Raw genomic sequence first — 24,785 nt, forward strand, 5'->3', positions numbered from 1 at the left:
AATGATCATGAAGATGCCCGCGAAGGATAATGCAAGCGACTCGGTGTGTATGGCCTGTTTTACTCTTTCGGTACTATTTTTATCATTAAACAGTAATGATGCACAGGGTGCTTTTAATTCAGAACTGGTGGAGCTGGATTCATTGGAAACAGAGAGAGTGGATCTGTCCGTTTTTGAATCAGGTTCATACGGACCAGGAACTTATCGTGTGGATATTACGCTTAACGATCAGAAGATTGAAACGGATGATATTGAATTTGTCTCGATAAAGGGACCCGGTGGATCTCGTAAACTGAAACCTTGTCTGAATATTGGACAACTCAGGCGATGGGGTATCAACGTCGAACGATACCCAACGTTAATAATGAAGCATTCCCCTTGCGCTAATCTGCAGGCGATCCCGCAGGCAGAAACGGATTTTCAATTTGCAGCACTGCGTCTGGCGATCAGCCTGCCGCAGGCCGCGATTATCACCCCGGCAAGAGGATATATTTCCCCTGAATTGTGGGATGAAGGAATTAATGCCTTCATGCTCAACTACAGTATGAGCGGTGCAAATTCACGGATGAAACAGGGAAATAGCACATTAAGCACCAGCCAGTATGCCAACCTGCGGCCCGGTATCAATATAGGTGCATGGCGATTTCGTCACTACACGACCTGGTCGCGTGATACATCCGGACACCGTTCCTGGGATACGGTCTACACCTATGCCCAGCGATCGATTATCCCCCTTAACGCACAACTTGTGTTGGGGGACAGTTCTGCTCCCGCAGATGTGTTCGATAGCATGCCTTTTCGCGGAGTCCAGTTGTCGTCAGATGAGGAGATGTTACCGGATTCTCTGAAAGGGTATGCGCCAGTAGTACGTGGTATCGCAAGAACACATGCGCAGGTGATGGTTCGCCAGAATGGATATCTGATCTACCAGAATTATGTTGCGCCAGGAGCCTTTGAAATTACGGATATGTACCCCGCGGGGGGAGCCGGCGATCTGGATGTCACGATCAGGGAAGATGATGGCAGAGATCAGCACTATACGGTGGCCTATGCCGCATTGCCTGTTTTACAGCGCGAGGGGCGACGAAAGTATGCGCTAACAATGGGAATGTACCGTTCTTACAACCACAGTATAGAAAAAACACCTTTTGCGCAGGCTACCGCGATTGCAGGTTTATCGTCAGGATTGACGCTGTACGGAGGGGGGCAGGTGTCGCCTAAATATCATGCAATGACGGCAGGCATGGGCAAAAATATGGGTGGCATTGGTGCTATTTCCGCCGATGTAACACAAAGTCGGTCGGTTCTCCAGAACAGGCGGCACGCTACAGGCCAGTCATGGCGGGTGCGATATAGCAAAGATGTGGTCAGTACAAGGACTCATTTTTCCATTGCCGCCTACCGTTATTCAACCCGTGGTTATTATGGTATGCAGGACGTTCTGGACTCCTGGGGAAATACACATGCACCACAGGACAGACGACGCAACCGTACAGAACTGTCGATGAACCAGATATTAGGTCGGTATGCAGGGGCGTTGATGTTGAGTATTTCCCGTGAAGATTACTGGGATTGCGATAAATCCGCTGCGTCATATTCCGTGGGTTATAGCAATGCCTGGCACAATATGGGTTACAGCCTGGCCTGGACTTACAGTCAAAGCGGCGGAATGGTTTCATCAGGCCACAAATACGGCCACGACCAGATATTGGCCATTAACCTGAATGTGCCGTTTGATAAATTTCTGCCACAGACATGGGTGAGCCATAGTGTCAATATCCGTCCTGATAACGGTACTCACCACGATATCAGTATTAGCGGTGTGGCGATGGAAAATAATGCGCTGAACTGGAATTTGCAACAAGGTTATGGTTCCCGAGGCGAAGGGTATTCCGGGAGTATGAGCGGTGATGTTAAAACCCGCTACAGCGAAATTAAAGCGGGATACAGTTATGACCCACAAAGTCAGCGTGTAAACCTGGGTCTCCAGGGCGGGGTTATACTTCATTCAGACGGGGTGACATTTTCTCAACCATTTGGCGAGACGAATGTACTGATTAAAGCGCCTGGTGCACACGATATCGGGATCAGAAATCAGTCGGGCATTAAGACTGATTTTCGTGGGTTCGCCGTTGTCAGCGCTATTTCGGCCTATCGTAAAAATGAGATCACGCTGGAGCCGGAAAATATGCCTGCTGATATTGAACTTGAATTAAATAGCCAGACGATAATACCGACAAGAGGTGCTGTTGTTAGTGCTGATTACATTACCCATGTCGGACGACGGGTACTGATGACGCTGAAGAATCAACACCGCTCTCTGCCCTTTGGCGCTATCCTGAAAATATCCGGAGATGAAAACCGTCATTTTATTGTTGGTGATAAAGGGCAGGTATATCTCTCTGGCTTGAAAGAAAAAGGACAACTTACGGTAGTGTGGGGACGGCAGCCGTCGCAACGCTGTATTGTGGAATATCAATTACCAGAGCAGCGTTCATTTGGTGGGATCTCTGAAATGAGCACTTATTGCCGTGGGAGTACAGACCGGTGAGAGTTTTAATATTATGTTGCCTGACCGGTATTATCATCGGTTGTTCTCCCGTCTTCGCCAGCACATGTTTACTTATTTTTCCTAAAACATCGACGATTTCGATTGGAACTATTACTGTTCAACGTGATGCAGCAGTCGGTACGGTTTTATTCTCACAAAAAGCAACCAGCACAAAATCTTACCTTGAGCGCTGCTTTGGCACGTTGACGCTTCGCTTTAGCATGCGATATTACAATGCAATACGCAGTAGTTATGGGGATCATGTTTATGATACGAATATCAGTGGCGTTGGTATTCGCTTTTCTTCCGGTAAATTTTTTGATAATCCGGGTACAACATTTCCATATCCGATGAGAACATCCTATGTTGAATGGTTTGGAGGAAAGGTTGAATTAATTGTCACAGGGCCAGTATCTCCGGGGTTACTCAATTCTGGTGTGTTAGGTGTGATCGCGGTTAAAGACAGACGCGGTGCATTTGTTAATGGGCTTACCACCATGATTACCGGAGGACGCATAAATGTCGTGGCATGCAGTGTTAATACGAAACAACTGAATTTTCCCTTGGGTAATGTTCCGGTTTCCGCATTTGGGTCATCCCCTGGGACTCATCTGCCCGGTGTACAAAATACGCAAAATTTAGGCTTAACCTGTAATGAAGGGACAAATATCAATCTTTCAATCAGTGGCGTGAAAAACCCAGATATCAATGCCAATAGCGTATTGTCATTAACGGGACAGGGACAGCAGGAAACAGCAAAAGGCGTTGGCGTACAGCTTTTATATAATGGGAAACCATTGGTGCTGAACAGTAAAATACGATTGAAATCATCAGCCACAGGTCATGAAACGTTTTCGTTAACGGCGCGGTATTACCAGACCCTGGCGTCAGTTACGCCAGGCACGGCTAATGCCTCTGCCACACTCAATTTAACGTACCAGTAATCAATATAAAATGGCAAAAAAAACACTCCTTTTTGTTTTTTGCTTATTTTCCCGGCTTGTTTTTTCGGCGGATACTGTCAATGTTAATATAACGGGGAATATCGTTGCATCACCTTGTGTATTTAATGGAGGGAATAAGGCACTTAACGTTAATCTTGGTTCTATTCAGGCAATAAATATGGCCACGCCGATGTCGTCGTCGGAATCGGTTCCTTTTAAACTGGCGTTCACCCAATGTCCCATTTCTACTCAAAGTGTGACAGTGATTTTTGCAGGTGTCGCGGACACAACGGCTGGGGGAGATTATTATTTAAATCATGGAACGGCAACGCAAATTGCAATTGCGTTAACCGATTCTCGTACCCATCGCCTTAAAGGTGTCGGTTCCAGTATCACCCAAACAGTAGATAAGGACAGGTCTGTCTCTATTGCGATGCAGGCACGCGCCTATTCATCTGCTGGTCACGTCAGGCCTGGAACGATTAACGCAGTTGTGGTGTTGATAATTCAATATAATTGACCCGCAGTGGTTATCGAATAATAATATTTCCATTATGAGATGATATTATCCATGATTAATATTGTAATAAAAGAACCTAATGTTCTTTACCGTCACGGTCTGTACTGTTTTCTGGCGGATATTTTTTTTGATGAATTTCAACAAGGCACATGCTTTAGTATTGAACTTAACCCAGAGAGTATTTGTTGGGCTGATATTATCATACTCTCTGTACCACTTGAAGAATGTGAATCCTGCTTTTCTGAATTAAAGGCTCGGAAGACGGGGATAATAATAGTGTTGGTGAATGATGAGGGGGTGTCCATCCCGTCATGTTCTTTCTGCTTGCCGGGGAGTGTTTTTATTTCACGGAGGTTATCGCTAAATGAATTTAGAAAATGCTTACTGAGGGAATGGCGCAAAACACAGTTACCTAATTATCAGTTGAGCAATAATTACTGCTGTAACTGTCAGTATCAGACATTATCATTACAACAATTGCGAATTATGAGCTCCTTATATAAAGGAAAATCGACCCTGGAGATTGCGAATGAATTGATGATCAGTAATAAAACGGTTTTTACCCATAAGTACCGGGTTATGAAGAAATTTGGTCTGCGTAGCGACGTCGAATTACGATTATTTCTTATCCGGTTGGCCGAAAAAAAGTTCTGCCCCATTATGTGCCGCGAGATCTCTGATGACGTTGTGGCAAAAATGGGCATTTTTTGACCTGCCTCGCCCGGTCTTGTCAGGAAGAGGGCTGCTCAAAGCCCTCTGAAAGAACATGGCCTTATAACCATAAATGGATAATGGTTTATCCGTGGTAATACCCCTATAATCTCCATCCCTTTTCATGTCTTAAGTTTAAGCTGGAGGAAGCATGGAGCTTAGCCGGAGGCAGTTCTTCAAGATCTGCGCGGGCGGTATGGCAGGAACAACTGTTGCATCTCTCGGATTCTTATCATCTTTTTCTGTTCACGCAGAAACTCGTCAATACAAACTCTTAAAAGCAAAAGAGACGCGTAATAACTGTACCTACTGTTCAGTCGGTTGCGGCATGCTCATGTATAGCCTGGGCGACGATGCCAAAAACGTCAGGGAAAGTATTTATCACGTTGAAGGTGACCCGGACCATCCGGTCAGCCGGGGCTCATTGTGCCCGAAAGGGGCAGGGGTGCTGGATTACATTCACAGTGATAACCGTCTGCTGTATCCCGAATATCGCGCACCGGGGTCGGATAAGTGGCAGCGGATCTCCTGGGATGATGCCATTGAACGTATCGCCCGCCTGATGAAGGCGGATCGTGACGCCAATTTTATTGAGAAAAATGCACAAGGGTTAACCGTCAATCGCTGGACGACAACCGGAATGCTCTGCTCATCGGCGGCCAGCAACGAAACCGGTATTCTTGACGGCAAATTTACCCGGGCGCTGGGGATGACGGCCATCGACTGTCAGGCTCGTTTGTGTCATGGGCCGACGGTTGCCGCGCTGGCGCCAACTTTTGGTCGCGGGGCGATGACCAATAACTGGGTCGATATCAAAAATGCCAACGTGGTGCTGATCATGGGCGGTAACGCCGCAGAAGCGCATCCGGTCGGGTTTAAATGGGTGATTGAAGCCCAAACCAAAAATGATGCCACGGTGGTGGTGGTTGATCCACGTTTTAACCGCAGTGCTGCGGTTGCCGATCTTTACGCGCCGATCCGCGCAGGCTCTGATACAGCATTCCTGCTGGGCGCAATCCGCTACCTTATTGAGCATGATGCTATTCAGCACGAATATGTCCGGGCCTATACCAATGCCAGCCTGCTGATCCGCGAGGATTACACTTTCGACGACGGCCTGTTCAGTGGGTATGACGCCAACAAGCGCCAGTATGATAAATCAAGCTGGTTCTATCAGCTGGATGCGCAGGGGAATGCCCTGCGTGATGAGACACTCAGCCATCCACGCTGTGTGTGGAACCTGCTGAAGGCACATGTCGATCGTTATACGCCAGAGATGGTTAACCGCCTGTGCGGAACCTCCATCGCGGACTTTACCCGCATCTGCGACATTCTGGCCAGTACCAGCGTCCCCGATCGTACCGCAACCATTCTCTATGCTCTTGGCTGGACACACCATTCCGCAGGGGCGCAGATCATCCGAGCGGCAGCGATGCTGCAACTGTTGCTGGGAAACATTGGCATGGCGGGAGGCGGTGTCAACGCCCTGCGCGGCCACTCCAATATTCAGGGCTATACCGACCTGGGACTGCTCTCAACCAATCTACCGGGTTATATGCCTCTTCCGTCTGAAAAACAGCCGGACTATCAAACCTATATTTCGCAAATTACGCCGCCGTCACTGGGGCTGAATGAAGTGAACTACTGGCAAAACACGCCGAAATTTTTCATCAGCATGATGAAAAGTTTCTGGGGAGAGCATGCCACAGCGGAAAATAACTGGGGCTACGACTGGTTACCGAAGTGGGATCGCCTGTACGACGTGATGACCCAGGCTGAGCTGATGCTGGAAGGGAAAATTAACGGCTATATCGTGCAGGGCTTTAACCCGCTGGCGGCATTCCCGGACAAGAACAAGTCTTCCCGTGCGCTCGCAAAACTGAAATACATGGTGGTCATCGATCCGCTGGTCACTGAATCTTCAACGTTCTGGCAGCATCACGGTGAGATGAACGACGTGAACCCGGCGGATATTCAGACCGAAGTGTTCCGCCTGCCGTCATCCTGTTTTGCTGAAGAAGATGGGTCGATCGCGAACTCGGGGCGCTGGCTGCAGTGGCACTGGGCAGCGGCAGAACCGCCAGGAGAGGCGATGCATGACGGTAAGATTCTGGGCCGCCTGTTTATGCGCCTGCGTGAGTTGTACCAGCAGGAAGGCGGTGCAAATCCCGAGCCGGTGCTGAACATGTCGTGGGAGTATAAAAATCCCCGCGATCCGCACCCGGAAGAGATCGCCCGTGAAGCCAACGGTATCGCACTCGCCGATCTGTTCGATGACAAAGGTCAGTTGATTGCGAAAAAAGGTCAACAGCTCAGCAGCTTTGCACAGCTACGTGATGATGGTTCAACCAGCAGCTACTGCTGGGTGTACTGCGGTAGCTGGACGGAGCAGGGCAACCAGATGGCGAACCGTGATAACAGCGATCCGTATGGGCTGGGTTGCACGCCCGGCTGGGCGTGGTCGTGGCCTGCCAACCGTCGCATTCTGTATAACCGCGCATCGGCCGATCCCGCGGGTAAACCCTGGGATGCCAAACGCGCCTTGCTGCACTGGGACGGCAAAAAATGGTCCGGGATGGACGTGGCCGATTTCAATGCGTCTGCACCGGGGAGCCACGTAGGGCCGTTTATCATGAACCCGGAAGGGGTCGCACGCCTGTTCTCCATCGACAAAATGAACGACGGCCCGTTCCCGGAACACTACGAACCGATCGAATCGCCTATTGGTACTAACCCGCTGCACCCGAATGTGGTCTCCAGCCCTGTCGCCCGTATTTTCAGGGACGATATGGCCAATATGGGCAAAGCAGATGCGTTCCCGTATGTCGCGACAACCTATTCCATTACCGAACTTTTCCGCCACTGGACCAAGCATGCGCGGCTTAACGCGATTGCCCAGCCGGATCAGTTTATTGAGATCGGCGAAACGCTGGCTCAGGAAAAGGGCATTGTGGCCGGTGATACGGTGAAGGTGATGTCGAAACGCGGCTTTATCAAAGCTAAAGCGGTGGTCACCAAACGCCTGCAAACCCTGACTATTGATGGGCATCACGTTAACACTATCGGCATTCCATGCCACTGGGGGTTCGAAGGGGCGACGCGCAAAGGCTTCCTGGCGAACACGCTGACGCCATCGGTAGGTGACGCAAACTCACAAACGCCTGAGTACAAGGCGTTTCTGGTTAACATCGAGAAGGCGTAAGGGAGGCCGCGTATGTCCATGCAATCACAAGATATTATTAAACGCTCGGCCACGAACAGCATGACGCCGCCACCTCAGGCGCGTGACTTCAGAGCAGAGGTCGCAAAACTTATCGATGTCTCCACCTGCATTGGCTGTAAAGGGTGTCAGGTGGCGTGTTCGGAGTGGAACGATATTCGCGATGACGTTGGGTATTGCGAAGGTGTTTACGACAATCCAATGGATTTGAGTGCTAAATCCTGGACGGTGATGCGCTTTAGCGAAACCACGCAAAACGACAAGCTGGAGTGGCTAATCCGCAAAGACGGCTGCATGCATTGTGCAGAGCCTGGCTGCCTGAAGGCCTGCCCGTCTGCGGGGGCGATCATCCAGTATGCCAACGGGATCGTGGATTTTCAGTCTGAACACTGTATTGGCTGTGGTTACTGTATCGCAGGCTGCCCGTTCAACATTCCGCGTCTTAACCCGGATGATAACCGTGTCTACAAGTGCACGCTCTGCGTCGACAGGGTCAGCGTCGGGCAAGAGCCTGCCTGCGTGAAAACCTGCCCGACCGGGGCGATTCATTTCGGGACCAAAAAAGAGATGCTGGAGCTGGGCGGATCTCGCGTTGAGCAGTTGAAAAAACGCGGTTACCACCACGCAGGCGTCTATAACCCGCAGGGTGTCGGTGGGACACACGTCATGTACGTGTTGCATCATGCTGACCAGCCGGAGCTGTACCACAATTTGCCCAATGAGCCGAAAATCGACGTGCCGGTGAATCTGTGGAAAGGGGTTCTTAAACCACTCTCTGCCGCCGGGTTTATCGCCACCTTTGCAGGGCTGATTTATCACTATATCGGTGTGGGGCCAAATAAAGAGACGGATGACGACGAAGAGGAGAACGATCATGAGTAAAAGCAAAATGATCCTGCGCACGACGTTTATCGATCGCGCGTGTCACTGGACAGTGGTGATCAGCTTCTTTCTGGTGTCGCTCTCCGGCATTGCGCTCTTTTTCCCAACGCTGCAATGGCTGACCGAAACCTTTGGCACACCGCAGATGGGGCGTATTTTGCACCCGTTTTTCGGCGTGCTGATCTTCGTCTTGCTGATGTTTATGTTTGTGCGTTTTGTGCATCACAACATTCCCGATAAACAGGATATTCCCTGGGTTAAAGGGATTGTTGAGGTGCTGAAAGGCAACGAACATAAAGTGGCGGATGTCGGTAAATATAATGCCGGTCAGAAGATGATGTTCTGGAGCATCATGAGCCTGATCTTCGTCCTGCTGGCGACGGGCATCATTATCTGGCGTCCCTGGTTTGCTCATTATTTCCCGGTCAAACTGGTGCGCTGGAGCCTGCTGATTCATGCCACGGCTGCCATCGTGCTGATTCACGCTATTCTGATCCATATCTATATGGCGTTCTGGGTGAAGGGCTCGATTACCGGCATGATTGAGGGCAAAGTCAGCCGTCGCTGGGCGAAGAAACACCATCCTCGCTGGTATCGTGAACTGGAAGCGAAAGAGAAGAGTCAGGAGTAGCAATACTGCCGGGTAGCAAGCGCTACCCGGCAAGCCCGTCAGACATTGACTGCGTTAATCAACCGCGTTTTCATCGTTTGGTAGCTGGACGCAGCAAAATCTTCAGCCCAGCGCTGGTCCTGAATCGCCTCCAGTTGTACCGCACAATATTTGGTTTCCGGCGTTTTGGAGATAGGGTCGAGATTGTCCTGCGTCAGTTCGTTACAGGCTCCAATCCACCACTGATACGTCATGTAAACCGCACCTGTATTGATGCGCTCGCTGATACTGGCGCGTGTAATGACTTTACCTCTGCGGGAACGCACCCACACCAGTTGTCCATCACGAATGCCAAGTTTTTCAGCATCTGCAGGGTTCATCTGGACCCGTCCTGGCTCGTCGGCCAGGCTTTGCAGCGCAGCACAGTTACCGGTCATGGAACGACAGGAGTAGTGACCCACTTCGCGGACGGTGCAAAGGACTAATGGATAGTCACTATCAGGGACTTCCGCAGGTGCACGCCAGGCGGCGGCAAAAAGCTGTCCTTTTCCGCTTGGGGTATCGAACTGGTTGTCTTTATACAAATACGGCGTGCCGGGATGATCAAGCGTTGGGCATGGCCACTGAACATGCCCCATCTCACCCATTTTTTCGTAAGTAACTCCGTAAAACAGTGGGCACAGGTCGCGCATCTCATCCCAGATCTGCTGGTTGGAGTCATAGTGCATTGGGTAGCCCATCTCGGTGGCGAGAAGGCTGATAATGTCCCAGTCACGCTTTACATTCCCGCTGGCTTCGATGGCTTGACCAAAACGCTGGAATCCGCGATCAGCGCAGGTGAAAACGCCGCCGTGTTCCCCCCAGGACGTTGCCGGAAGCAGTACGTCGGCCACTTCGGCCGTTTTGGTCATAAAGATGTCCTGCACGACCACGAAATCGAGCGCCTCAAAGCCGCTACGTACCAGACCAAGATCGGCCTCAGTCTGGAGCGGATCTTCGCCCATGATGTAATAGGCTTTGACCTTGCCTTCAAGTGCGAGATGAGGCACTTCGGTAATGCGTGTTCCGACGCGATCGTCCATTTTGCTGGCATCGATCCCCCAGGCATCGGCAAATTTCTGGCGAACGTCCGGGTCGGTGACATCCTGATAGCCGGGGAACATATTGGGCAGAACGCCCATATCACACGCACCCTGAACGTTGTTCTGACCACGAACCGGGCCAACGCCGACTGCCGGGCGACCCAGATTGCCGGTGAGAAGCGCCAGGCTGGAAAGCCCTTTGACCACATCAACCGCCTGACCAAACTGGGTGACTCCCATGCCCCACATCACCGTAGCGGATGGGGCGGCTGCGAAGGTACGCATCGCCTGGCGCACATCTCTTGCCGGGATACCGGTCAGGTGCTCGACCTTCTCAGGCGCATAGTCTTTTACCGTCTGGCGATATGCGTCGAGCCCTTCGGCAAAGCGTGCCACATAGTTTTTATCGTACAACTCTTCTTCCAGCAGTACATAACCGAAGGCATTGACCAGCGCCATATTGCTGCCGTTTTTCAACTGGAGGTGTTGATCGGCAATGCGTGCCGTTTCAATCCTGCGAGGATCGCAGACAATGATTTTCGCCCCATTTTCACGGGCTTTAAGTACGCGTCTGGCGACAATAGGGTGTGAATCGGCACAGTTGTAACCAAACACCAACAGGCATTTTGAGTTTTCAATATCATTAATTGAGTTGCTCATCGCGCCATTGCCGAGAGTCTCCTGCAATCCGGCGACAGAGGGGCCGTGACACACGCGAGCGCAACAATCGACGTTGTTAGTATTCAATACCGCGCGGGCAAATTTCTGCATCACATAGTTGGTTTCGTTGCCCGTGCCTCTGGAGGAGCCGGTCGTCATGATCGACCGGGGGCCAAACTGTGCTTTGATGGCACTGAGCTTGCTTGCGGTATAGCGGATAGCTTCTTCCCAGGTGACCGGCGTGAAGGCATCACCTTTGTTATAGCGGATCATGGGTTGCGTTAAACGTGGGGTCAGGAGACGGGTATCGTTGAGAAAATCCCAGCCGTAAAACCCTTTCAGGCACAACGTGCCCTGGTTGGTTACGCCATTTGCGGCCTCGGCACGGATAATACGGTTATTTTCAACGACAAGATTCAGTTTGCAGCCCGCACCGCAGTATGGGCAGACGCTTGCGATTTTTTTCATCAATAACAGACCTGTTAAGAAATGAAGTGATACGGCTCCGATAAGCCGGGAGCCGCATCATGAGATTCCATTGTATGAGCCAGCATTCTCTGACCAATCGTTTAAGCACGAATCATGCCAGTATTTAATTTATTAATTTTATTGAGAATTTTATGTCTGATGAAACCAGTCGACATGACACTCGACATAAATGACGATGTGAGGAATTGCACGAACAGGCGGCATAAAACCGCCGCTCAGGTTCGCATTAAAGTGAGGATGAATGTCTTACTGCTATACGGGTCGCGTTAAAGACCAATTGGCTGATAGCCTTGCCACTCTGGCCTGACCCGGCGGCCTGTCGCGTTTGGCGTAAGATGAACAAATAAATTACCAAGCTTTTCAAGTAACAGGCAGTCATCCACCTCTTTCAGGTTATCTTTGTGCTGCTGGTCGACACCGCAGAGCAGGGTTGACAGCGCCTTTTGTTTTGCCTCTTGCGTGCTGTCTGCGACAAAAAGGTCAAATTCATGTAATTCAGCCAGTGTGTCAGGGCGGTATCCGCCAGCATTCACAAAAAAGAGTTTTTTCGCTGATGGGGCTGGTTGGTCAGAGAGGGTGACGGAATAACCATCGGCCCAGGTGATACGGCTATAGCCATCAATGTGGATCTTATCCTTGTCACCAAACCACGCTTCCCGCAATGCCGGCCAGGCGTCTTCTGGCGTCTTTGCTGCAACAAACTGAATGTCATGGACTTCGATATTCGATTTTCCTGCGTTTCCGCCGACGTAAAACATGTACAGATTCATTACGATTCCCTGTTTTTGTTTAATCGATATATAAACAAATATACAGCGATGAATTCAATAACGGGAGTCGCTGGCGTGATAAAAAGGATCAAAAATGTCGATAATCTGATTATCCTTGAAAATACCAACTCACTGATTTTGATGAAATTAGCGGGGATAGCGCATTTTTTGCACCCTATCTCAAAAATAGGCATTTCCGATACATATTTTACTTTTCCCGAAAAAGCCTGCCTTTAGAATGTTAAATGCATTATTAATCAATGTATTGAACAATTAAATCCATTCCACCGAGCTGTCCTGACAGGGTCTATGCTTATTAAAAGTAGCCAAAAAGGGCGATTTAGCGGAAAGCCCCTGCTGTCAGGGGGTTGAAGTGATAATCGTTATCACTAACATGGTGTTTATGCCCTTGAGGCTCAACAGATGAGGTGGACCTATGGAATTGCATTCAGAAACCTTCAATCCCGCTGATTTTGCCTGGCGAGGTTTAACGCTCACGCCGGCGGCAGCTGCGCATATCCACGAGCTGGTGGCAAAAAAGCCCGAGCTTCTGGGCGTCCGTTTAGGCGTTAAGCAGACCGGTTGTGCTGGGTTCGGCTATGTGCTGGATACCGTCACTGAACCCGACAAAGACGATCTGGTGTTTGAAACCGACGGCGCAAAACTGTTCGTCGCGCTACAGGCGATGCCTTTTATCGACGGGACGGAGGTCGATTACGTGCGTGAAGGTTTAAACCAGTTATTCAAATTTCATAACCCGAAAGCCCAGAACGAATGCGGCTGCGGCGAAAGCTTTGGGGTATAGGCGGTACTATGTCTCGTAATACTGAAGCAACTGATGATGTCAACACCTGGAGCGGCGGACACCTCAACTACAAAGAGGGGTTCTTCACCCAACTGCAGACGGATGAACTGGCGAAAGGCATCAACGAAGATGTCGTCCGCGCGATTTCGGCAAAACGTAACGAGCCGGAATGGATGCTCGAGTTCCGTTTGAATGCTTTCCGGGCCTGGCTGGAGATGGAAGAGCCACACTGGCTGAAAGCGCATTACGACAAACTGAATTATCAGGATTACAGCTATTACTCCGCGCCATCCTGCGGCAGCTGTGATGATACTTGTGCCTCCCAGCCAGGAGCGGTACAGCAGACGGGGGCGAACGCCTTTTTAAGCAAAGAGGTTGAAGAGGCCTTCGAACAACTGGGCGTGCCGGTACGTGAAGGCCGAGAGGTGGCAGTTGATGCCATTTTTGACTCGGTCTCCGTCGCCACGACATACCGGGAAAAGCTGGCCGGGCAGGGGATCATATTCTGCTCCTTTGGCGAAGCGATTCATGATCACCCCGAACTGGTAAAGAAATATCTGGGTACGGTTGTGCCAGGCAATGACAACTTCTTCGCGGCGCTGAATGCCGCGGTTGCGTCTGATGGAACCTTTATCTACGTGCCAAAAGGAGTTCGTTGCCCGATGGAACTGTCGACCTATTTCCGCATTAATGCGGAAAAAACGGGCCAGTTCGAGCGCACGATCCTGATTGCCGATGAAGGCAGCTACGTCAGCTATATCGAAGGGTGTTCTGCCCCGGTTCGCGATAGCTACCAGCTCCATGCGGCAGTCGTTGAGGTAATCATTCACAAAGACGCTGAGGTGAAATACTCCACGGTGCAGAACTGGTTCCCTGGCGACGGCAATACAGGCGGTATTCTCAACTTTGTGACCAAGCGTGCGCTGTGTGAAGGTGAAAACAGCAAAATGTCCTGGACGCAGTCGGAAACGGGATCGGCCATTACCTGGAAATACCCAAGCTGTATTCTGCGTGGAGACAACTCCATCGGTGAGTTTTACTCGGTCGCCCTGACCAGTGGTCACCAGCAGGCGGATACCGGCACGAAAATGATCCACATTGGTAAAAACACCAAATCAACGATTATTTCGAAAGGGATCTCCGCCGGTCATAGCCAGAACAGTTACCGCGGGCTGGTGAAAATCATGCCGACGGCGACCAATGCCCGTAATTTTACCCAGTGTGATTCCATGCTGATTGGCCCGGACAGCGGGGCGCATACCTTCCCGTATGTTGAGTGCCGCAATAACAGCGCACAGCTTGAACACGAAGCGACAACATCGCGTATTGGTGAAGACCAGCTCTTCTACTGCCTGCAACGCGGTATCAGTGAAGAAGATGCGATTTCAATGATTGTGAACGGCTTCTGTAAGGATGTGTTCTCTGAACTGCCGCTGGAATTTGCCGTTGAAGCACAAAAACTCCTCGCCATTAGTCTTGAACACAGCGTCGGTTAAGGAAAGCACATGTTAAGTATTAAAGATTTACAGGTCAGCGTGGAAGATAAAGCAATTCTGCGTGGGCTCAATTTCGACATCCGTCCGGGTGAGGTTCACGCCATCATGGGGCCAAATGGCTCCGGGAAAAGTACGCTTTCAGCGACGCTGGCGGGGCGTGAAGATTATGAAGTGACCGGTGGAACGGTTGAGTTCAAAGGCAAAGATTTGCTGGAACTGTCACCGGAAGAGCGCGCGGGCGAAGGGATCTTTATGGCCTTCCAGTATCCGGTTGAGATCCCCGGCGTCAGTAATCAGTTCTTCCTGCAAACGGCGCTTAATGCCGTGCGCAAGTACCGCGGGCTGGATGAACTGGATCGCTTTGATTTCCAGGATCTGATGGAAGAGAAGATCAAGCTGCTCAAAATGCCGGAAGATTTGCTGACCCGTTCGGTCAACGTGGGGTTTTCTGGCGGGGAAAAGAAACGCAATGACATCCTTCAGATGGCCGTGCTTGAGCCTGAGCTCTGTATTCTCGATGAAACCGATTCAGGTCTCGATATCGATGCCCTGAAGATTGTCGCTGATGGCGTCAATTCGCTGCGCGATGGCAATCGTTCATTCGTTATCGTTACCCACTACCAGCGTATTCTTGACTACATCAAACCGGATTACGTCCACGTACTTTATCAGGGACGCATTGTGAAATCGGGGGATTTCACGCTGGTTAAACAACTGGAGGAGCAGGGTTATGGCTGGCTTACCGAACAGCAGTAATGCACTCCAGCAATGGCATCGCCTGTTTGAAACGCAGGGGGAAAGACGTTCTGAAGAGGCTCAACAGCATTTGCAACAGATGCTGCGCCTCGGCTTGCCGACGCGAAAACATGAAAACTGGAAATACACTCCGCTCGAGGGGCTGCTCAACCGACAGTTTGTGATGCGGCCAGCGAAGGTTGATCCGGCGTTGCGTGATGCTCTGTCACTCAGTGTGGATGCGGTGCGTCTGGTGTTTGTTGATGGGCAGTTCCACCCGGACTTAAGTGACAGCGTTGATGACTGCGGCTTTGACATCACCGTGAATGACGATCGCCAGTCGCTTTCCTCGCCGGTACAGTCGGAAGTGTTTCTGCATCTGACGGAAAGTCTGGCGCAACGTGTGACCCACATTCGTGTGAAGCGTAACCAGCGCCCGGTGAAACCGTTGCTGTTAATGCACATTACCCAGGGGCTGGAAGGTGAAGAGGTTAATACGGCGCACTATCGCCACCATCTTGATCTGGCCGAAGGGGCCGAAGCGACGATTATCGAGCATTACGTCAGCCTTAATGAAACCACGCACTTTACCGGTGCGCGTCTGACGATGAACGTGGCCGCCAATGCGCAGCTTCATCATATCAAGCTGGCCTTTGAAAACCCGGTAAGCCACCACTTCGCGCATAACGACATGATTCTGGCGGCGGATGCGGCAGCTTACAGCCACAGTTTTTTGCTCGGTGGCGCGGTTTTGCGACATAACACCAGTACGCAACTTAACGGTGAGAACACCACGCTGCGGATCAACAGCCTGGCGATGCCGGTGAACGCGGAAGTGTGCGATACCCGAACCTGGCTCGAGCACAATAAAGGCTACTGCAATAGCCGCCAGTTGCATAAAACCATCGTCAGCGATAAAGGCCGGGCGGTGTTTAACGGCCTGATCAACGTGGCGCAACACGCGATAAAGACCGACGGACAGATGACCAATAATAATCTGCTGTTAGGGCGTCTGGCGGAAGTGGACACAAAACCGCAACTGGAAATCTATGCCGATGATGTGAAATGTAGCCATGGCGCAACGATAGGGCGCATTGATGACGAACAGATGTTCTATCTGCGTTCGCGCGGCATCGATAAGCAGGCGGCACAGAAGATGATTATCTATGCCTTTGCCGCTGAACTGACGGAAGCGCTGAGTGATGGCGCGTTAAAGCAGCAGGTTCTGGCACGCATTGGTCAGCGCTTGCCTGGAGGCGAAGCATGAGTTTCCCCGTAGAGAAAGTACGGGCAGATTTCCCGGTTCTGACCCGTGAGGTGAATGGGCTGCCGCTGGCTTATCTTGACAGTGCGGCGAGTGCGCAGAAACCCAATCAGGTGATTGATGCGGAGGCCGCGTTTTATCGTCACGGCTATGCGGCTGTGCATCGCGGCATTCATACGTTGAGCGCCGAGGCGACGCAGCGTATGGAAAATGTGCGGACGCAGGTGGCCGCGTTTCTCAATGCGCGCTCACCTGAAGAGCTGGTATTTGTGCGCGGCACAACGGAAGGGATCAATCTGGTCGCAAACAGTTGGGGCAGTGCGCAGGTGCATGCGGGCGATAACATCATCATTACCCAGATGGAGCACCACGCCAACATTGTGCCGTGGCAGATGCTGTGCGAACGCGTGGGGGCGCAATTGCGGGTGATTCCGTTGAACGAAGACGGAACGTTACAGCTTGAGCAACTGGATGCGCTGCTGGATGAGCACACGCGACTGGTGGCGGTCACGCAGGTCTCTAATGTGCTGGGGACGGAAAACCCGGTGGCGGAGATCATCGAAAAAGCCCATCAGGCAGGGGCAAAAGTGCTGATCGATGGCGCGCAGGCGGTGATGCACCACACGACGGACGTGCAGGCGCTGGATTGCGATTTCTATGTTTTCTCCGGGCATAAGCTGTACGGGCCAACGGGTATCGGCGTGCTGTATGTCAAAGAGGAGATCTTGCAGGTCATGCCGCCCTGGGAAGGGGGCGGATCGATGATTGCTACCGTCAGCCTGACCGAAGGGACGACCTATGCACGTGCGCCGTGGCGCTTTGAAGCGGGAACGCCCAATACGGGGGGGATTATTGGGCTGGGGGCCGCCATTGAATATGTTTCTGCCATCGGTCTGGACACCATTCAGGAATACGAACAACTGCTGATGCATTATGCATTACAGGAGCTTGCCGGTGTGCCGGATCTCACCTTATACGGCCCCAGTGACCGCCAGGGTGTGATAGCGTTTAATCTGGGTAAGCACCACGCCTATGACGTGGGCAGTTTTCTCGATAACTACGGCGTGGCGGTCCGTACCGGGCATCATTGCGCCATGCCGCTGATGGCATTTTACCAGGTGCCGGCAATGTGCCGCGCGTCACTGGTGATGTATAACACAATGGAAGAGGTCGACAGACTGGTTGCAGGGTTAAAACGCATTCACCAGTTGCTCGGTTAACGGAGAGGCAAGAAATGGCCGCACTGCCGGACAAAGAAAAATTACTGCGTAACTTTGGCCGTTGCGCAAACTGGGAAGAAAAGTATCTCTACATTATTGAGCTGGGGCAACGCTTACCGGCGCTCAGTGAAGAGGCTCATAACCCGGACAATATTATTCAGGGCTGCCAGAGCCAGGTGTGGATCGTTATGCACCAGAACGAAGAGGGTGCGATTGAACTAGAAGGTGACAGCGATGCTGCCATCGTCAAAGGGCTTATTGCTGTCGTGTTCATCCTTTATCACCAGATGTCTTCGCAGGATATCGCGGCGTTTGATGTCCGCCCGTGGTTTGAAAAAATGGCACTGACACAGCACTTAACGCCTTCACGCTCCCAAGGACTGGAAGCGATGATTCGCGCAATTCGCACCAAAGCGGCAATCCTTAGCTAGACTCAATAGACAGCATTCATTCTGTTTCGCGAGGTGGTTCCCGCCTCGCTGGTTTTTCAGCTTTCTGGCGTTCTGTCAGTGAATAAGGAATCTCAGCATGAAGCGCGCGTCTCTTATTACGTTATTACTCCTCGGTGCTCTTGGCACACTTAATTCGGCCAGTGCGGTTGAATATCCATTACCTCCTGCAGGTAGCCGTCTTATTGGTCAAAATCAAACCTACACTATTCAGGAAGGGGACAAAAATTTACAGGCGATTGCTCGCCGGTTTAATACGGCGGCTCAGGTGATCCTTGAAACCAATAATACCATTGCGCCTGTTTATCCGGCTCCGGGAACGGTGATCACCATCCCTTCGCAAATGCTGCTACCGGATACACCGCGCGAGGGGATTGTGGTGAATCTTGCAGAACTGCGACTCTATTACTTCCCGCCAGGTGAAAACAGCGTGCAGGTCTATCCGCTGGGTATTGGACAACTGGGGCTTGAGACCCCGGTGACGACGACCCGCGTGAGTCAGAAAATCCCCAACCCAACATGGACACCGACAGCGGGTATCAGAGCCCGCTCACTGGCTCAGGGCATCAAATTGCCGCCCGTAGTACCAGCCGGCCCCAATAACCCGCTGGGGCGCTTTGCGCTGCGTCTGGGGATAGGGAATGGGGAATATCTTATTCACGGAACCAGTGCACCGGACAGCGTAGGGTTGAGAGTCAGCTCGGGTTGCATGCGCATGAACGCTGCAGATATCAAAGCGCTGTTCGAGCAGGCGCACGTGGGGACACGAGTGCAGATCATCAACGAGCCGGTGAAATTCTCTGTTGAACCAGATGGTAAACGCTATGTTGAGGTTCATCGCCCACTGGCGCAGGTTGAAGGTGAAAACCCGCAGACAACGCCTATTTCGCACTCCACGGGCTTTGCTTCGTTTGTGTCTGATGAAGGGAGCGACAAAGCGCTAATCAACAAAGCGCTGTCTCGCCGGGCAGGGATCCCTGTTGTCGTCTCTGAGGGAAACGGACTATCAGCCAGTAATGCGGTGTTGTCGGTGCAGAACAGTCGGGTTTCAGTAGCGGTAGCAGAAGGTGAGAGCGAGGCGGTAACGCAGTAACGGTTTTGTCAGGGTAAAAAAAATGGCGCACAATGTGCGCCATTTTATTAACAGGTACTATTACTTACGGTATTTAGTAGCCTGGTTGTCCAGACGCTGGTTAGCGCGAGCTGCGTCGTCTTTAGCAGCTTGAACGTCGGAACGGATTGCGTTCACGTCGTTGCTCAGCTGGTCAACTTTAGCGTTCAGAGTCTGAACGTCAGAAGACAGCTGATCGATTTTAGCGTTGCTGGAGCAACCTGCCAGCAGAGTAGAACCCAGGATTACCGCGCCCAGTACCAGTTTAGTACGATTCATTATTAATACCCTCTAGATTGAGTTAATCTCCATGTAGCGTTACAAGTATTACACAAAGTTTTTTATGTTGAGAATATTTTTTTGATGGGAATACGCCTATTTTTGATCGTTCGCTCAAAGAAACATCGAATCTGACCATTTCGGCCAAAAAGCCATGTTAAAAAAGACAATTTTCATCGGATTCATCTTAGATAAATCGCTATTAAATAGAAAAACCCGATTTGCTTTTTGAATAAATATGGCTAATGCCAGTAATAAAAAAAGCGCCCCGAAGGACGCTTTTTATCAGAAATAATTCGTTCAGTAATGATTACAGTACGTGAACAGATGCCGTATTGGTTGTACCACTTGGAACCAGAGCACCAGAAACCATCACCACAACATCACCTTTCTGTGCCAGACCGCTTTCCAGCGCCAGCTCTTTACCCTGAATGTAGAAATCGTCGGTAGAAGCGATCTCTTTCACCAGGTGAGCAACAATACCTTTGCTCAGAACCAGCTGACGAGCAGTGGTTTCGTTGGTGGTCAGCGCCAGGATGGTCGCATCCGGGAAGTATTTACGTACTGCACGTGCAGATTTACCGCCCTGAGTCGCAACAACAATCAGTGGTGCGTCCAGTTTCTCAGCAGTTTCTACCGCACCACGGCACACTGCTTCGGTGATACGCAGTTTACGGCTGTCGTTGTTGAAGTCCAGACGGCTGGTCATCACGCGGTCGGTACGTTCGCAGATGGTTGCCATGATGGTAACGGCTTCCAGCGGGTATTTACCTTTTGCGGATTCGCCAGACAGCATAACGGCATCAGTACCGTCGAGGATGGCGTTAGCCACGTCGCCTGCTTCAGCGCGGGTTGGACGTGGGTTTTTGATCATGGAATCCAGCATCTGCGTTGCAGTGATAACCACTTTACGCGCGCGAACACATTTCTCGATCATCATCTTCTGCGCGAAGATCACTTCTTCTACCGGGATTTCAACACCCAGGTCGCCACGAGCAACCATGATGCCGTCAGATGCTTCGAGGATTTCGTCGAAGTTGTTCAGACCTTCCTGGTTTTCAATTTTGGAGATGATCTGGATCTTCTCGCCGCCGTGTGCTTTCAGATGCTCACGGATTTCAACCACGTCAGAACGTTTACGGATGAAAGAGGCCGCAACGAAATCAACGCCTTGTTCGCAACCGAAGATCAGGTCTTGTTTGTCTTTTTCAGCCAGTGCTGGCAGCGCGATGGACACACCCGGCAGGTTAACGCCTTTGTTTTCGCCCAGGTCGCCGTTGTTCAGTACTTTACAAACAACGTTTTTGCCTTCGATAGCGGTGACTTCCATACCGATCAGGCCGTCATCCACCAGAACGGTGTTGCCTACGGACAGATCGCTGGTGAAGCCTTCATAGGTTACCGCAACGATTTCGTTGTTGCCGATAACAGACTTGTCAGTGGTGAAAGTGAAGGTCTGGCCCGCTTTCAGGGAGACGTCGTTACCGCCTTCCAGTTTGATGGTGCGGATTTCAGGACCTTTGGTGTCGAGCAGGATAGCGGCTTTTTTGCCGGTTTTGCTCATCACGTTGCGCAAGTTCTGGATACGCTGACCGTGTTCAGCATAGTCGCCGTGTGAGAAGTTCAGACGCATAACGTTCATGCCGGCGTCCAGCATTTTGGTCAGCATCTCTTCAGATTCGGTTTTCGGGCCGATGGTACAAACAATTTTCGTCTTTTTCATGACAGTCTTAGTCTTTAAGTTGGGAAGGATATGGAAATCTCGCTCCGGGGGCGCACCGCCGCGGAGTCAAACCTGTGTTGCGAAAGAGTCTGTGACACGCACTAAGGATAGGTGACATCAAATGAGCGTGCAGAAGAAAGTGTGCCTGAGTTTCAGCCCAACGGAGGAGAGGAGAAGTTGTACGTTGTTTTTTGTATTCCAAGCGCTGAAACCATTCACCAGGGATTAGGCGCGCATTATACGCTGATTTTATGCTAAAAGGAAAATGAAAACAGCGTTTCAAAAATAATCTGTGCAGATTCACATAAGATTGTTATCAAGGCGTTAAGGCGTGATGACATATTAGGGCGGCAGACGTAAAGCCTGCCACCTTTTGCTTAGTTTTTCAGCGCTTGCTCAAGATCGGCGATCAAGTCTTTGGCATCTTCGATACCCACCGAAAGCCGGATAAGCTGCGGCACAATACCGTTTGCCAGTCGTTGTTCAAGAGGGATTGAAGCGTGGGTCATGCTGTAGGGCTGGCTGACCAGGCTTTCCACGCCTCCCAGGCTTTCCACGCCTCCCAGGCTTTCCGCAAGGGTGAAGAGCGTCAGTTTGCGGATGATCTCCGTTGCGCGTTGCGCATCGCCTTTCACGACCACCGAAATCATTCCGCCGGGCAGGGCCATTTGCGTGCGGGCAAGCTGATATTGTGGATGCGATTCCAGCCATGGGAACCACACTTTCTCCACCTGCGGGTGCTGTTCCAGCCATTGCGCAATGGCCAGCGCGTTAGCACTGTGTTTTTCGATCCGCAGTGCGAGGGTGCGAATGCCGCGTAAGGTCAGGAAACTGCTAAACGGATCCAGCACCCCGCCAACGGCGTTTTGCAGATAGCCCAGTTTATCGGCCAGAGCCGGGTTGTCGCCGACAACCGCCAGCCCGGCAACCACATCTGAATGGCCATTGAGGTATTTGGTAGCGGAGTGCACTACGATATCAAAACCCGATTCCAGCGGGCGATGGATAACCGGGGAGGCAAAGGTATTGTCGGCCACGCTGATGACATTATGACGACGGGCGATTGCGGCAATGGCGGCAAGATCGGCCAGTTTAAGCAGCGGATTGGTCGGGGTTTCCACCCAGATCATTCGTGTGTCAGGCCGGATGGCAGCGTCCAGCGCCGTGACATCACCCGGTTTGACCCAACTGACCTGCAAGCCGGTACTGCGTTTGCGCACATTCTCAATCAGCCGGTATGTGCCGCCATAGACATCGTCAATCGCGACAATATGGCTGTCTTTATCCAGCAACTCCAGAACTGTCGAGATCGCAGCCAGACCGGATGCAAAGGCATATCCGCGTGTACCGCTTTCCAGTTCGGCAATGGCCGTTTCCAGCGCGTGACGGGTAGGGTTGCCACTGCGGGAATATTCGTACCCGGTGTGCTCACCCGGTGAGGGTTGCGCAAACGTCGACGTGGCGTAAATCGGCGGCATTACCGCCCCGTGTTGATCGTTAAATTCGCCGCTGTGTACACTCAGTGTGGCCAGATTCTTCATGTTTTTTTCCTTTATTGTTGTAGACGGTTACGCCAGGCCGTCAGAACGTCACTGCGCGTAATCAGGCCGAGGAAACGGTCATTGTCGTTAATCACCGCCACCAGACCGCGGTCAAAAATGGCATTCAGGGCGCTTTCCGGCGCATGTTTATCGAGAAATTCGACCTGGCGCGTCATCGCCTCTGTCACCGGGAGGGAGAAGCGATCGCCATCGCCGCCAATGTGCCGCAACAGGTCCCATTCATCGATGATGCCGACAACCTTGCCGTTTTCCAGTACCGGAAGTTGCGAGATATCGTACAGGCGCATGCGCCCAAGAACGGTCGACAGGGTGTCATCCGGTGCGGCGGTGACGGTTGCGCCTTCGTCATGGCGCAGGGCAATGTAGTCCGAGAGATCGCCCGTCTGAGGGCGCGAGATAAGTCCCTGCTGGCGCATCCAGTCGTCGTTGAACATTTTCGACAAGTACTTATTCCCGCTGTCACAGGCGAAGGTGACGACACGTTTAGGCGTGGTCTGGGCCTGACAGTACTTAAGGGCGGCTGCCAGCAGCGTTCCGCTTGAGGACCCTGCCAGAATACCCTCTGTCTTGAGCAGTTCACGCGCGGTGGTAAAAGCTTCACGATCGGTGATCCGCCAGGCATGATTCACCCCTTCAATGTGCGCCAGTGGCGGGATAAAGTCTTCGCCAATCCCTTCCACCAGCCAGGAGCCTGCGCCCTGGTGGCGGCCAGTCTCAACCTGATCGGCCAGAACAGAGCCTGCCGGATCGGCCAGCACAAACTCCGTCTGTGGGGAGTGTTCTGCAAACCAGGCCTGTAATCCGCCCAGCGTGCCGCCTGAACCAACTCCAACCACAATGGCGTCAATATGGCCGTCAAGCTGGGCAAAGAGTTCGGGGGCAGTCGTGGTGCGGTGTGCCAGCGGGTTGGCTTCGTTGTTGAACTGATCGATATAAAACGCCCCAGGCAGTTCATTTGCCAGACGCTGGGCGTAATCCTGGTAATACGCGGGATGGCCTTTATTGACGTCAGATCGGGTCAGTACCACCTGAGCGCCCAGGGCCCGCAGGTGGAAAATCTTCTCGCGGCTCATCTTGTCGGGGACGACAAGAATCAATGAATACCCTTTTTGCGCGGCAATCAGCGCCAGTCCCAGCCCCGTGTTTCCGGCCGTGGCCTCAATAATGGTTCCACCAGGCTGCAGTAAGCCAAGACGTTCGGCTTCGTTAATCATCGACAGGGCGACACGATCTTTAATCGATCCACCTGGGTTTTGGTTTTCCAGTTTCAGAAATAATGAACAAGGGCCGGTATCCAGTTTGTGGAGCTGAATCAGCGGAGTGTGACCGATCAATTCGGTCACAGAATGATAAATCGCCATGAAGTTTTCCTCTCAGAAGGTCATGGCGGGATGATAGTGCCGTGAAATTTTCGCAATAAAGAACGTTTCACTGCCTTTTAGAACAGAAAGGAATATTAATGGCGATTTCGGATGTAAGGATAGCAAGACGTAAAGTTGTCTGGATGTAGGGATGTCTATATCGGCATAAAATGCGGTAAAAATAACCATTTTTATCCCCTCGGTCCCGCGATATTCCCATCTGGCAGATAATCATTGCTGAAAAAGTACTAATTGCGTTCCACCCAGCAAATCTGCTGCTTATTACGTTGAGGTATAAGAAATTCTTTTTTGGTCATTTAAAACCTGGTAACGCCTGTTTA

20 protein-coding genes are annotated in these 24,785 nt (G+C 51.5%); 14 read left to right on the forward strand and 6 right to left on the reverse strand.

Annotated elements, in window-relative coordinates:
• Nucleotides 1–13 precede the first annotated feature (13 nt).
• From GF617_RS06385 to fdnI, 7 genes are all read left to right on the forward strand, one after another.
• Complete coding sequence (locus GF617_RS06385) at nt 14–2,551, forward strand: fimbria/pilus outer membrane usher protein (protein ID WP_203451381.1); 2,538 nt, start codon at nt 14–16, stop codon at nt 2,549–2,551.
• Nucleotides 2,527–3,495, forward strand: a complete 969-nt coding sequence (locus tag GF617_RS06390; RefSeq protein ID WP_375289668.1) for a fimbrial protein — start codon at nt 2,527–2,529, stop codon at nt 3,493–3,495. Before GF617_RS06385 ends, GF617_RS06390 begins: the two co-directional genes overlap by 25 nt.
• A gap of 10 nt (nt 3,496–3,505) precedes the next feature.
• Nucleotides 3,506–4,015: a fimbrial protein gene (locus GF617_RS06395; RefSeq protein WP_181623250.1), complete on the forward strand. Its 510-nt coding sequence runs from the start codon at nt 3,506–3,508 to the stop codon at nt 4,013–4,015.
• Nucleotides 4,016–4,066: 51 nt separating this feature from the next.
• A complete protein-coding gene (locus GF617_RS06400) occupies nt 4,067–4,726 on the forward strand; it encodes a LuxR family transcriptional regulator (protein WP_203451326.1) in 660 nt (219 codons plus the stop codon).
• A 151-nt stretch (nt 4,727–4,877) separates the two neighbouring features.
• A complete protein-coding gene (gene fdnG / locus GF617_RS06405) occupies nt 4,878–7,928 on the forward strand; it encodes a formate dehydrogenase-N subunit alpha (RefSeq protein WP_181623252.1) in 3,051 nt (1,016 codons plus the stop codon).
• Between the two features lie 12 nt (nt 7,929–7,940).
• Complete coding sequence (fdxH, locus tag GF617_RS06410) at nt 7,941–8,828, forward strand: formate dehydrogenase subunit beta (RefSeq protein ID WP_181623253.1); 888 nt, start codon at nt 7,941–7,943, stop codon at nt 8,826–8,828.
• Nucleotides 8,821–9,459, forward strand: a complete 639-nt coding sequence (gene fdnI / locus GF617_RS06415; RefSeq protein ID WP_181623254.1) for a formate dehydrogenase-N subunit gamma — start codon at nt 8,821–8,823, stop codon at nt 9,457–9,459. Before fdxH ends, fdnI begins: the two co-directional genes overlap by 8 nt.
• 38 nt (nt 9,460–9,497) lie before the next feature.
• On the opposite strand, the gene fdhF is transcribed toward fdnI, so the two are convergent.
• Together fdhF and GF617_RS06425 are read right to left on the reverse strand one after the other, a co-directional pair.
• Complete coding sequence (gene fdhF / locus GF617_RS06420; protein WP_181623255.1) at nt 9,498–11,648, reverse strand: formate dehydrogenase subunit alpha; 2,151 nt, start codon at nt 11,646–11,648, stop codon at nt 9,498–9,500.
• Nucleotides 11,649–11,935: 287 nt separating this feature from the next.
• A complete protein-coding gene (locus GF617_RS06425; RefSeq protein ID WP_203451327.1) occupies nt 11,936–12,439 on the reverse strand; it encodes a DUF1543 domain-containing protein in 504 nt (167 codons plus the stop codon).
• A 436-nt stretch (nt 12,440–12,875) separates the two neighbouring features.
• On the opposite strand from GF617_RS06425, the gene sufA reads away from it, so the two are divergent.
• The 7 genes from sufA to GF617_RS06460 all read left to right on the forward strand — a co-directional run bounded on the left by sufA (nt 12,876) and on the right by GF617_RS06460 (nt 19,501).
• Nucleotides 12,876–13,244 carry a Fe-S cluster assembly scaffold SufA gene (gene sufA / locus GF617_RS06430; RefSeq protein ID WP_181623257.1) on the forward strand — a complete coding sequence of 123 codons (369 nt, stop codon included), beginning with the start codon at nt 12,876–12,878 and terminating at the stop codon, nt 13,242–13,244.
• An 8-nt stretch (nt 13,245–13,252) separates the two neighbouring features.
• On the forward strand, nt 13,253–14,740 hold the full coding sequence (gene sufB / locus GF617_RS06435; RefSeq protein WP_181623258.1) for a Fe-S cluster assembly protein SufB: 1,488 nt from the start codon (nt 13,253–13,255) through the stop codon (nt 14,738–14,740).
• Between the two features lie 9 nt (nt 14,741–14,749).
• Nucleotides 14,750–15,496, forward strand: a complete 747-nt coding sequence (sufC, locus tag GF617_RS06440) for a Fe-S cluster assembly ATPase SufC (RefSeq protein ID WP_181623259.1) — start codon at nt 14,750–14,752, stop codon at nt 15,494–15,496.
• On the forward strand, nt 15,471–16,742 hold the full coding sequence (gene sufD, locus GF617_RS06445) for a Fe-S cluster assembly protein SufD (RefSeq protein WP_181623260.1): 1,272 nt from the start codon (nt 15,471–15,473) through the stop codon (nt 16,740–16,742). The genes sufC and sufD overlap by 26 nt, the downstream gene beginning before the upstream one ends.
• Nucleotides 16,739–17,959, forward strand: a complete 1,221-nt coding sequence (gene sufS / locus GF617_RS06450) for a cysteine desulfurase SufS (RefSeq protein ID WP_181623261.1) — start codon at nt 16,739–16,741, stop codon at nt 17,957–17,959. Before sufD ends, sufS begins: the two co-directional genes overlap by 4 nt.
• Before the next feature lie 14 nt (nt 17,960–17,973).
• On the forward strand, nt 17,974–18,390 hold the full coding sequence (sufE, locus tag GF617_RS06455) for a cysteine desulfuration protein SufE (protein ID WP_181623262.1): 417 nt from the start codon (nt 17,974–17,976) through the stop codon (nt 18,388–18,390).
• A gap of 97 nt (nt 18,391–18,487) precedes the next feature.
• Nucleotides 18,488–19,501, forward strand: coding sequence for a L,D-transpeptidase family protein (locus GF617_RS06460; RefSeq protein WP_181623263.1), 1,014 nt, complete (start codon nt 18,488–18,490; stop codon nt 19,499–19,501).
• A gap of 60 nt (nt 19,502–19,561) precedes the next feature.
• Here the strand turns inward: GF617_RS06460 and lpp are convergent, their stop codons facing one another.
• The 4 genes from lpp to GF617_RS06480 form a co-directional block, all read right to left on the reverse strand.
• Entirely contained in the window at nt 19,562–19,798 is a 237-nt protein-coding gene (lpp, locus tag GF617_RS06465; protein WP_010430241.1) for a murein lipoprotein Lpp, read from the reverse strand.
• Between the two features lie 310 nt (nt 19,799–20,108).
• Nucleotides 20,109–21,521, reverse strand: coding sequence for a pyruvate kinase PykF (gene pykF / locus GF617_RS06470; protein ID WP_181623264.1), 1,413 nt, complete (start codon nt 21,519–21,521; stop codon nt 20,109–20,111).
• A gap of 377 nt (nt 21,522–21,898) precedes the next feature.
• Nucleotides 21,899–23,062, reverse strand: a complete 1,164-nt coding sequence (locus tag GF617_RS06475; RefSeq protein WP_203451328.1) for a PLP-dependent aspartate aminotransferase family protein — start codon at nt 23,060–23,062, stop codon at nt 21,899–21,901.
• A gap of 11 nt (nt 23,063–23,073) precedes the next feature.
• Nucleotides 23,074–24,444 carry a cystathionine beta-synthase gene (locus GF617_RS06480; RefSeq protein WP_203451329.1) on the reverse strand — a complete coding sequence of 457 codons (1,371 nt, stop codon included), beginning with the start codon at nt 24,442–24,444 and terminating at the stop codon, nt 23,074–23,076.
• Between the last annotated feature and the right edge of the window lie 341 nt (nt 24,445–24,785).

It is taken from the genome of Lelliottia sp. RWM.1 (genome assembly GCF_016859735.1).
Classification (GTDB): Bacteria; Pseudomonadota; Gammaproteobacteria; order Enterobacterales; family Enterobacteriaceae; genus Enterobacter.

What these genes read in the sequence shown, in the direction of transcription:
- GF617_RS06385 (WP_203451381.1), top strand. Translation starts at nt 14, where the DNA reads ATGCCCGCGAAGGATAATGCAAGCGACTCGGTGTGTATGGCCTGTTTT.
- GF617_RS06395 (WP_181623250.1), top strand. Translation starts at nt 3,506, where the DNA reads ATGGCAAAAAAAACACTCCTTTTTGTTTTTTGCTTATTTTCCCGGCTT.
- GF617_RS06400 (WP_203451326.1), top strand. Translation starts at nt 4,067, where the DNA reads ATGATTAATATTGTAATAAAAGAACCTAATGTTCTTTACCGTCACGGT.
- fdnG (WP_181623252.1), top strand. Translation starts at nt 4,878, where the DNA reads ATGGAGCTTAGCCGGAGGCAGTTCTTCAAGATCTGCGCGGGCGGTATG.
- fdxH (WP_181623253.1), top strand. Translation starts at nt 7,941, where the DNA reads ATGTCCATGCAATCACAAGATATTATTAAACGCTCGGCCACGAACAGC.
- fdnI (WP_181623254.1), top strand. Translation starts at nt 8,821, where the DNA reads ATGAGTAAAAGCAAAATGATCCTGCGCACGACGTTTATCGATCGCGCG.
- fdhF (WP_181623255.1), bottom strand. Translation starts at nt 11,648, where the DNA reads ATGAAAAAAATCGCAAGCGTCTGCCCATACTGCGGTGCGGGCTGCAAA.
- GF617_RS06425 (WP_203451327.1), bottom strand. Translation starts at nt 12,439, where the DNA reads ATGAATCTGTACATGTTTTACGTCGGCGGAAACGCAGGAAAATCGAAT.
- sufA (WP_181623257.1), top strand. Translation starts at nt 12,876, where the DNA reads ATGGAATTGCATTCAGAAACCTTCAATCCCGCTGATTTTGCCTGGCGA.
- sufB (WP_181623258.1), top strand. Translation starts at nt 13,253, where the DNA reads ATGTCTCGTAATACTGAAGCAACTGATGATGTCAACACCTGGAGCGGC.
- sufC (WP_181623259.1), top strand. Translation starts at nt 14,750, where the DNA reads ATGTTAAGTATTAAAGATTTACAGGTCAGCGTGGAAGATAAAGCAATT.
- sufD (WP_181623260.1), top strand. Translation starts at nt 15,471, where the DNA reads ATGGCTGGCTTACCGAACAGCAGTAATGCACTCCAGCAATGGCATCGC.
- sufS (WP_181623261.1), top strand. Translation starts at nt 16,739, where the DNA reads ATGAGTTTCCCCGTAGAGAAAGTACGGGCAGATTTCCCGGTTCTGACC.
- sufE (WP_181623262.1), top strand. Translation starts at nt 17,974, where the DNA reads ATGGCCGCACTGCCGGACAAAGAAAAATTACTGCGTAACTTTGGCCGT.
- GF617_RS06460 (WP_181623263.1), top strand. Translation starts at nt 18,488, where the DNA reads ATGAAGCGCGCGTCTCTTATTACGTTATTACTCCTCGGTGCTCTTGGC.
- lpp (WP_010430241.1), bottom strand. Translation starts at nt 19,798, where the DNA reads ATGAATCGTACTAAACTGGTACTGGGCGCGGTAATCCTGGGTTCTACT.
- pykF (WP_181623264.1), bottom strand. Translation starts at nt 21,521, where the DNA reads ATGAAAAAGACGAAAATTGTTTGTACCATCGGCCCGAAAACCGAATCT.
- GF617_RS06475 (WP_203451328.1), bottom strand. Translation starts at nt 23,062, where the DNA reads ATGAAGAATCTGGCCACACTGAGTGTACACAGCGGCGAATTTAACGAT.
- GF617_RS06480 (WP_203451329.1), bottom strand. Translation starts at nt 24,444, where the DNA reads ATGGCGATTTATCATTCTGTGACCGAATTGATCGGTCACACTCCGCTG.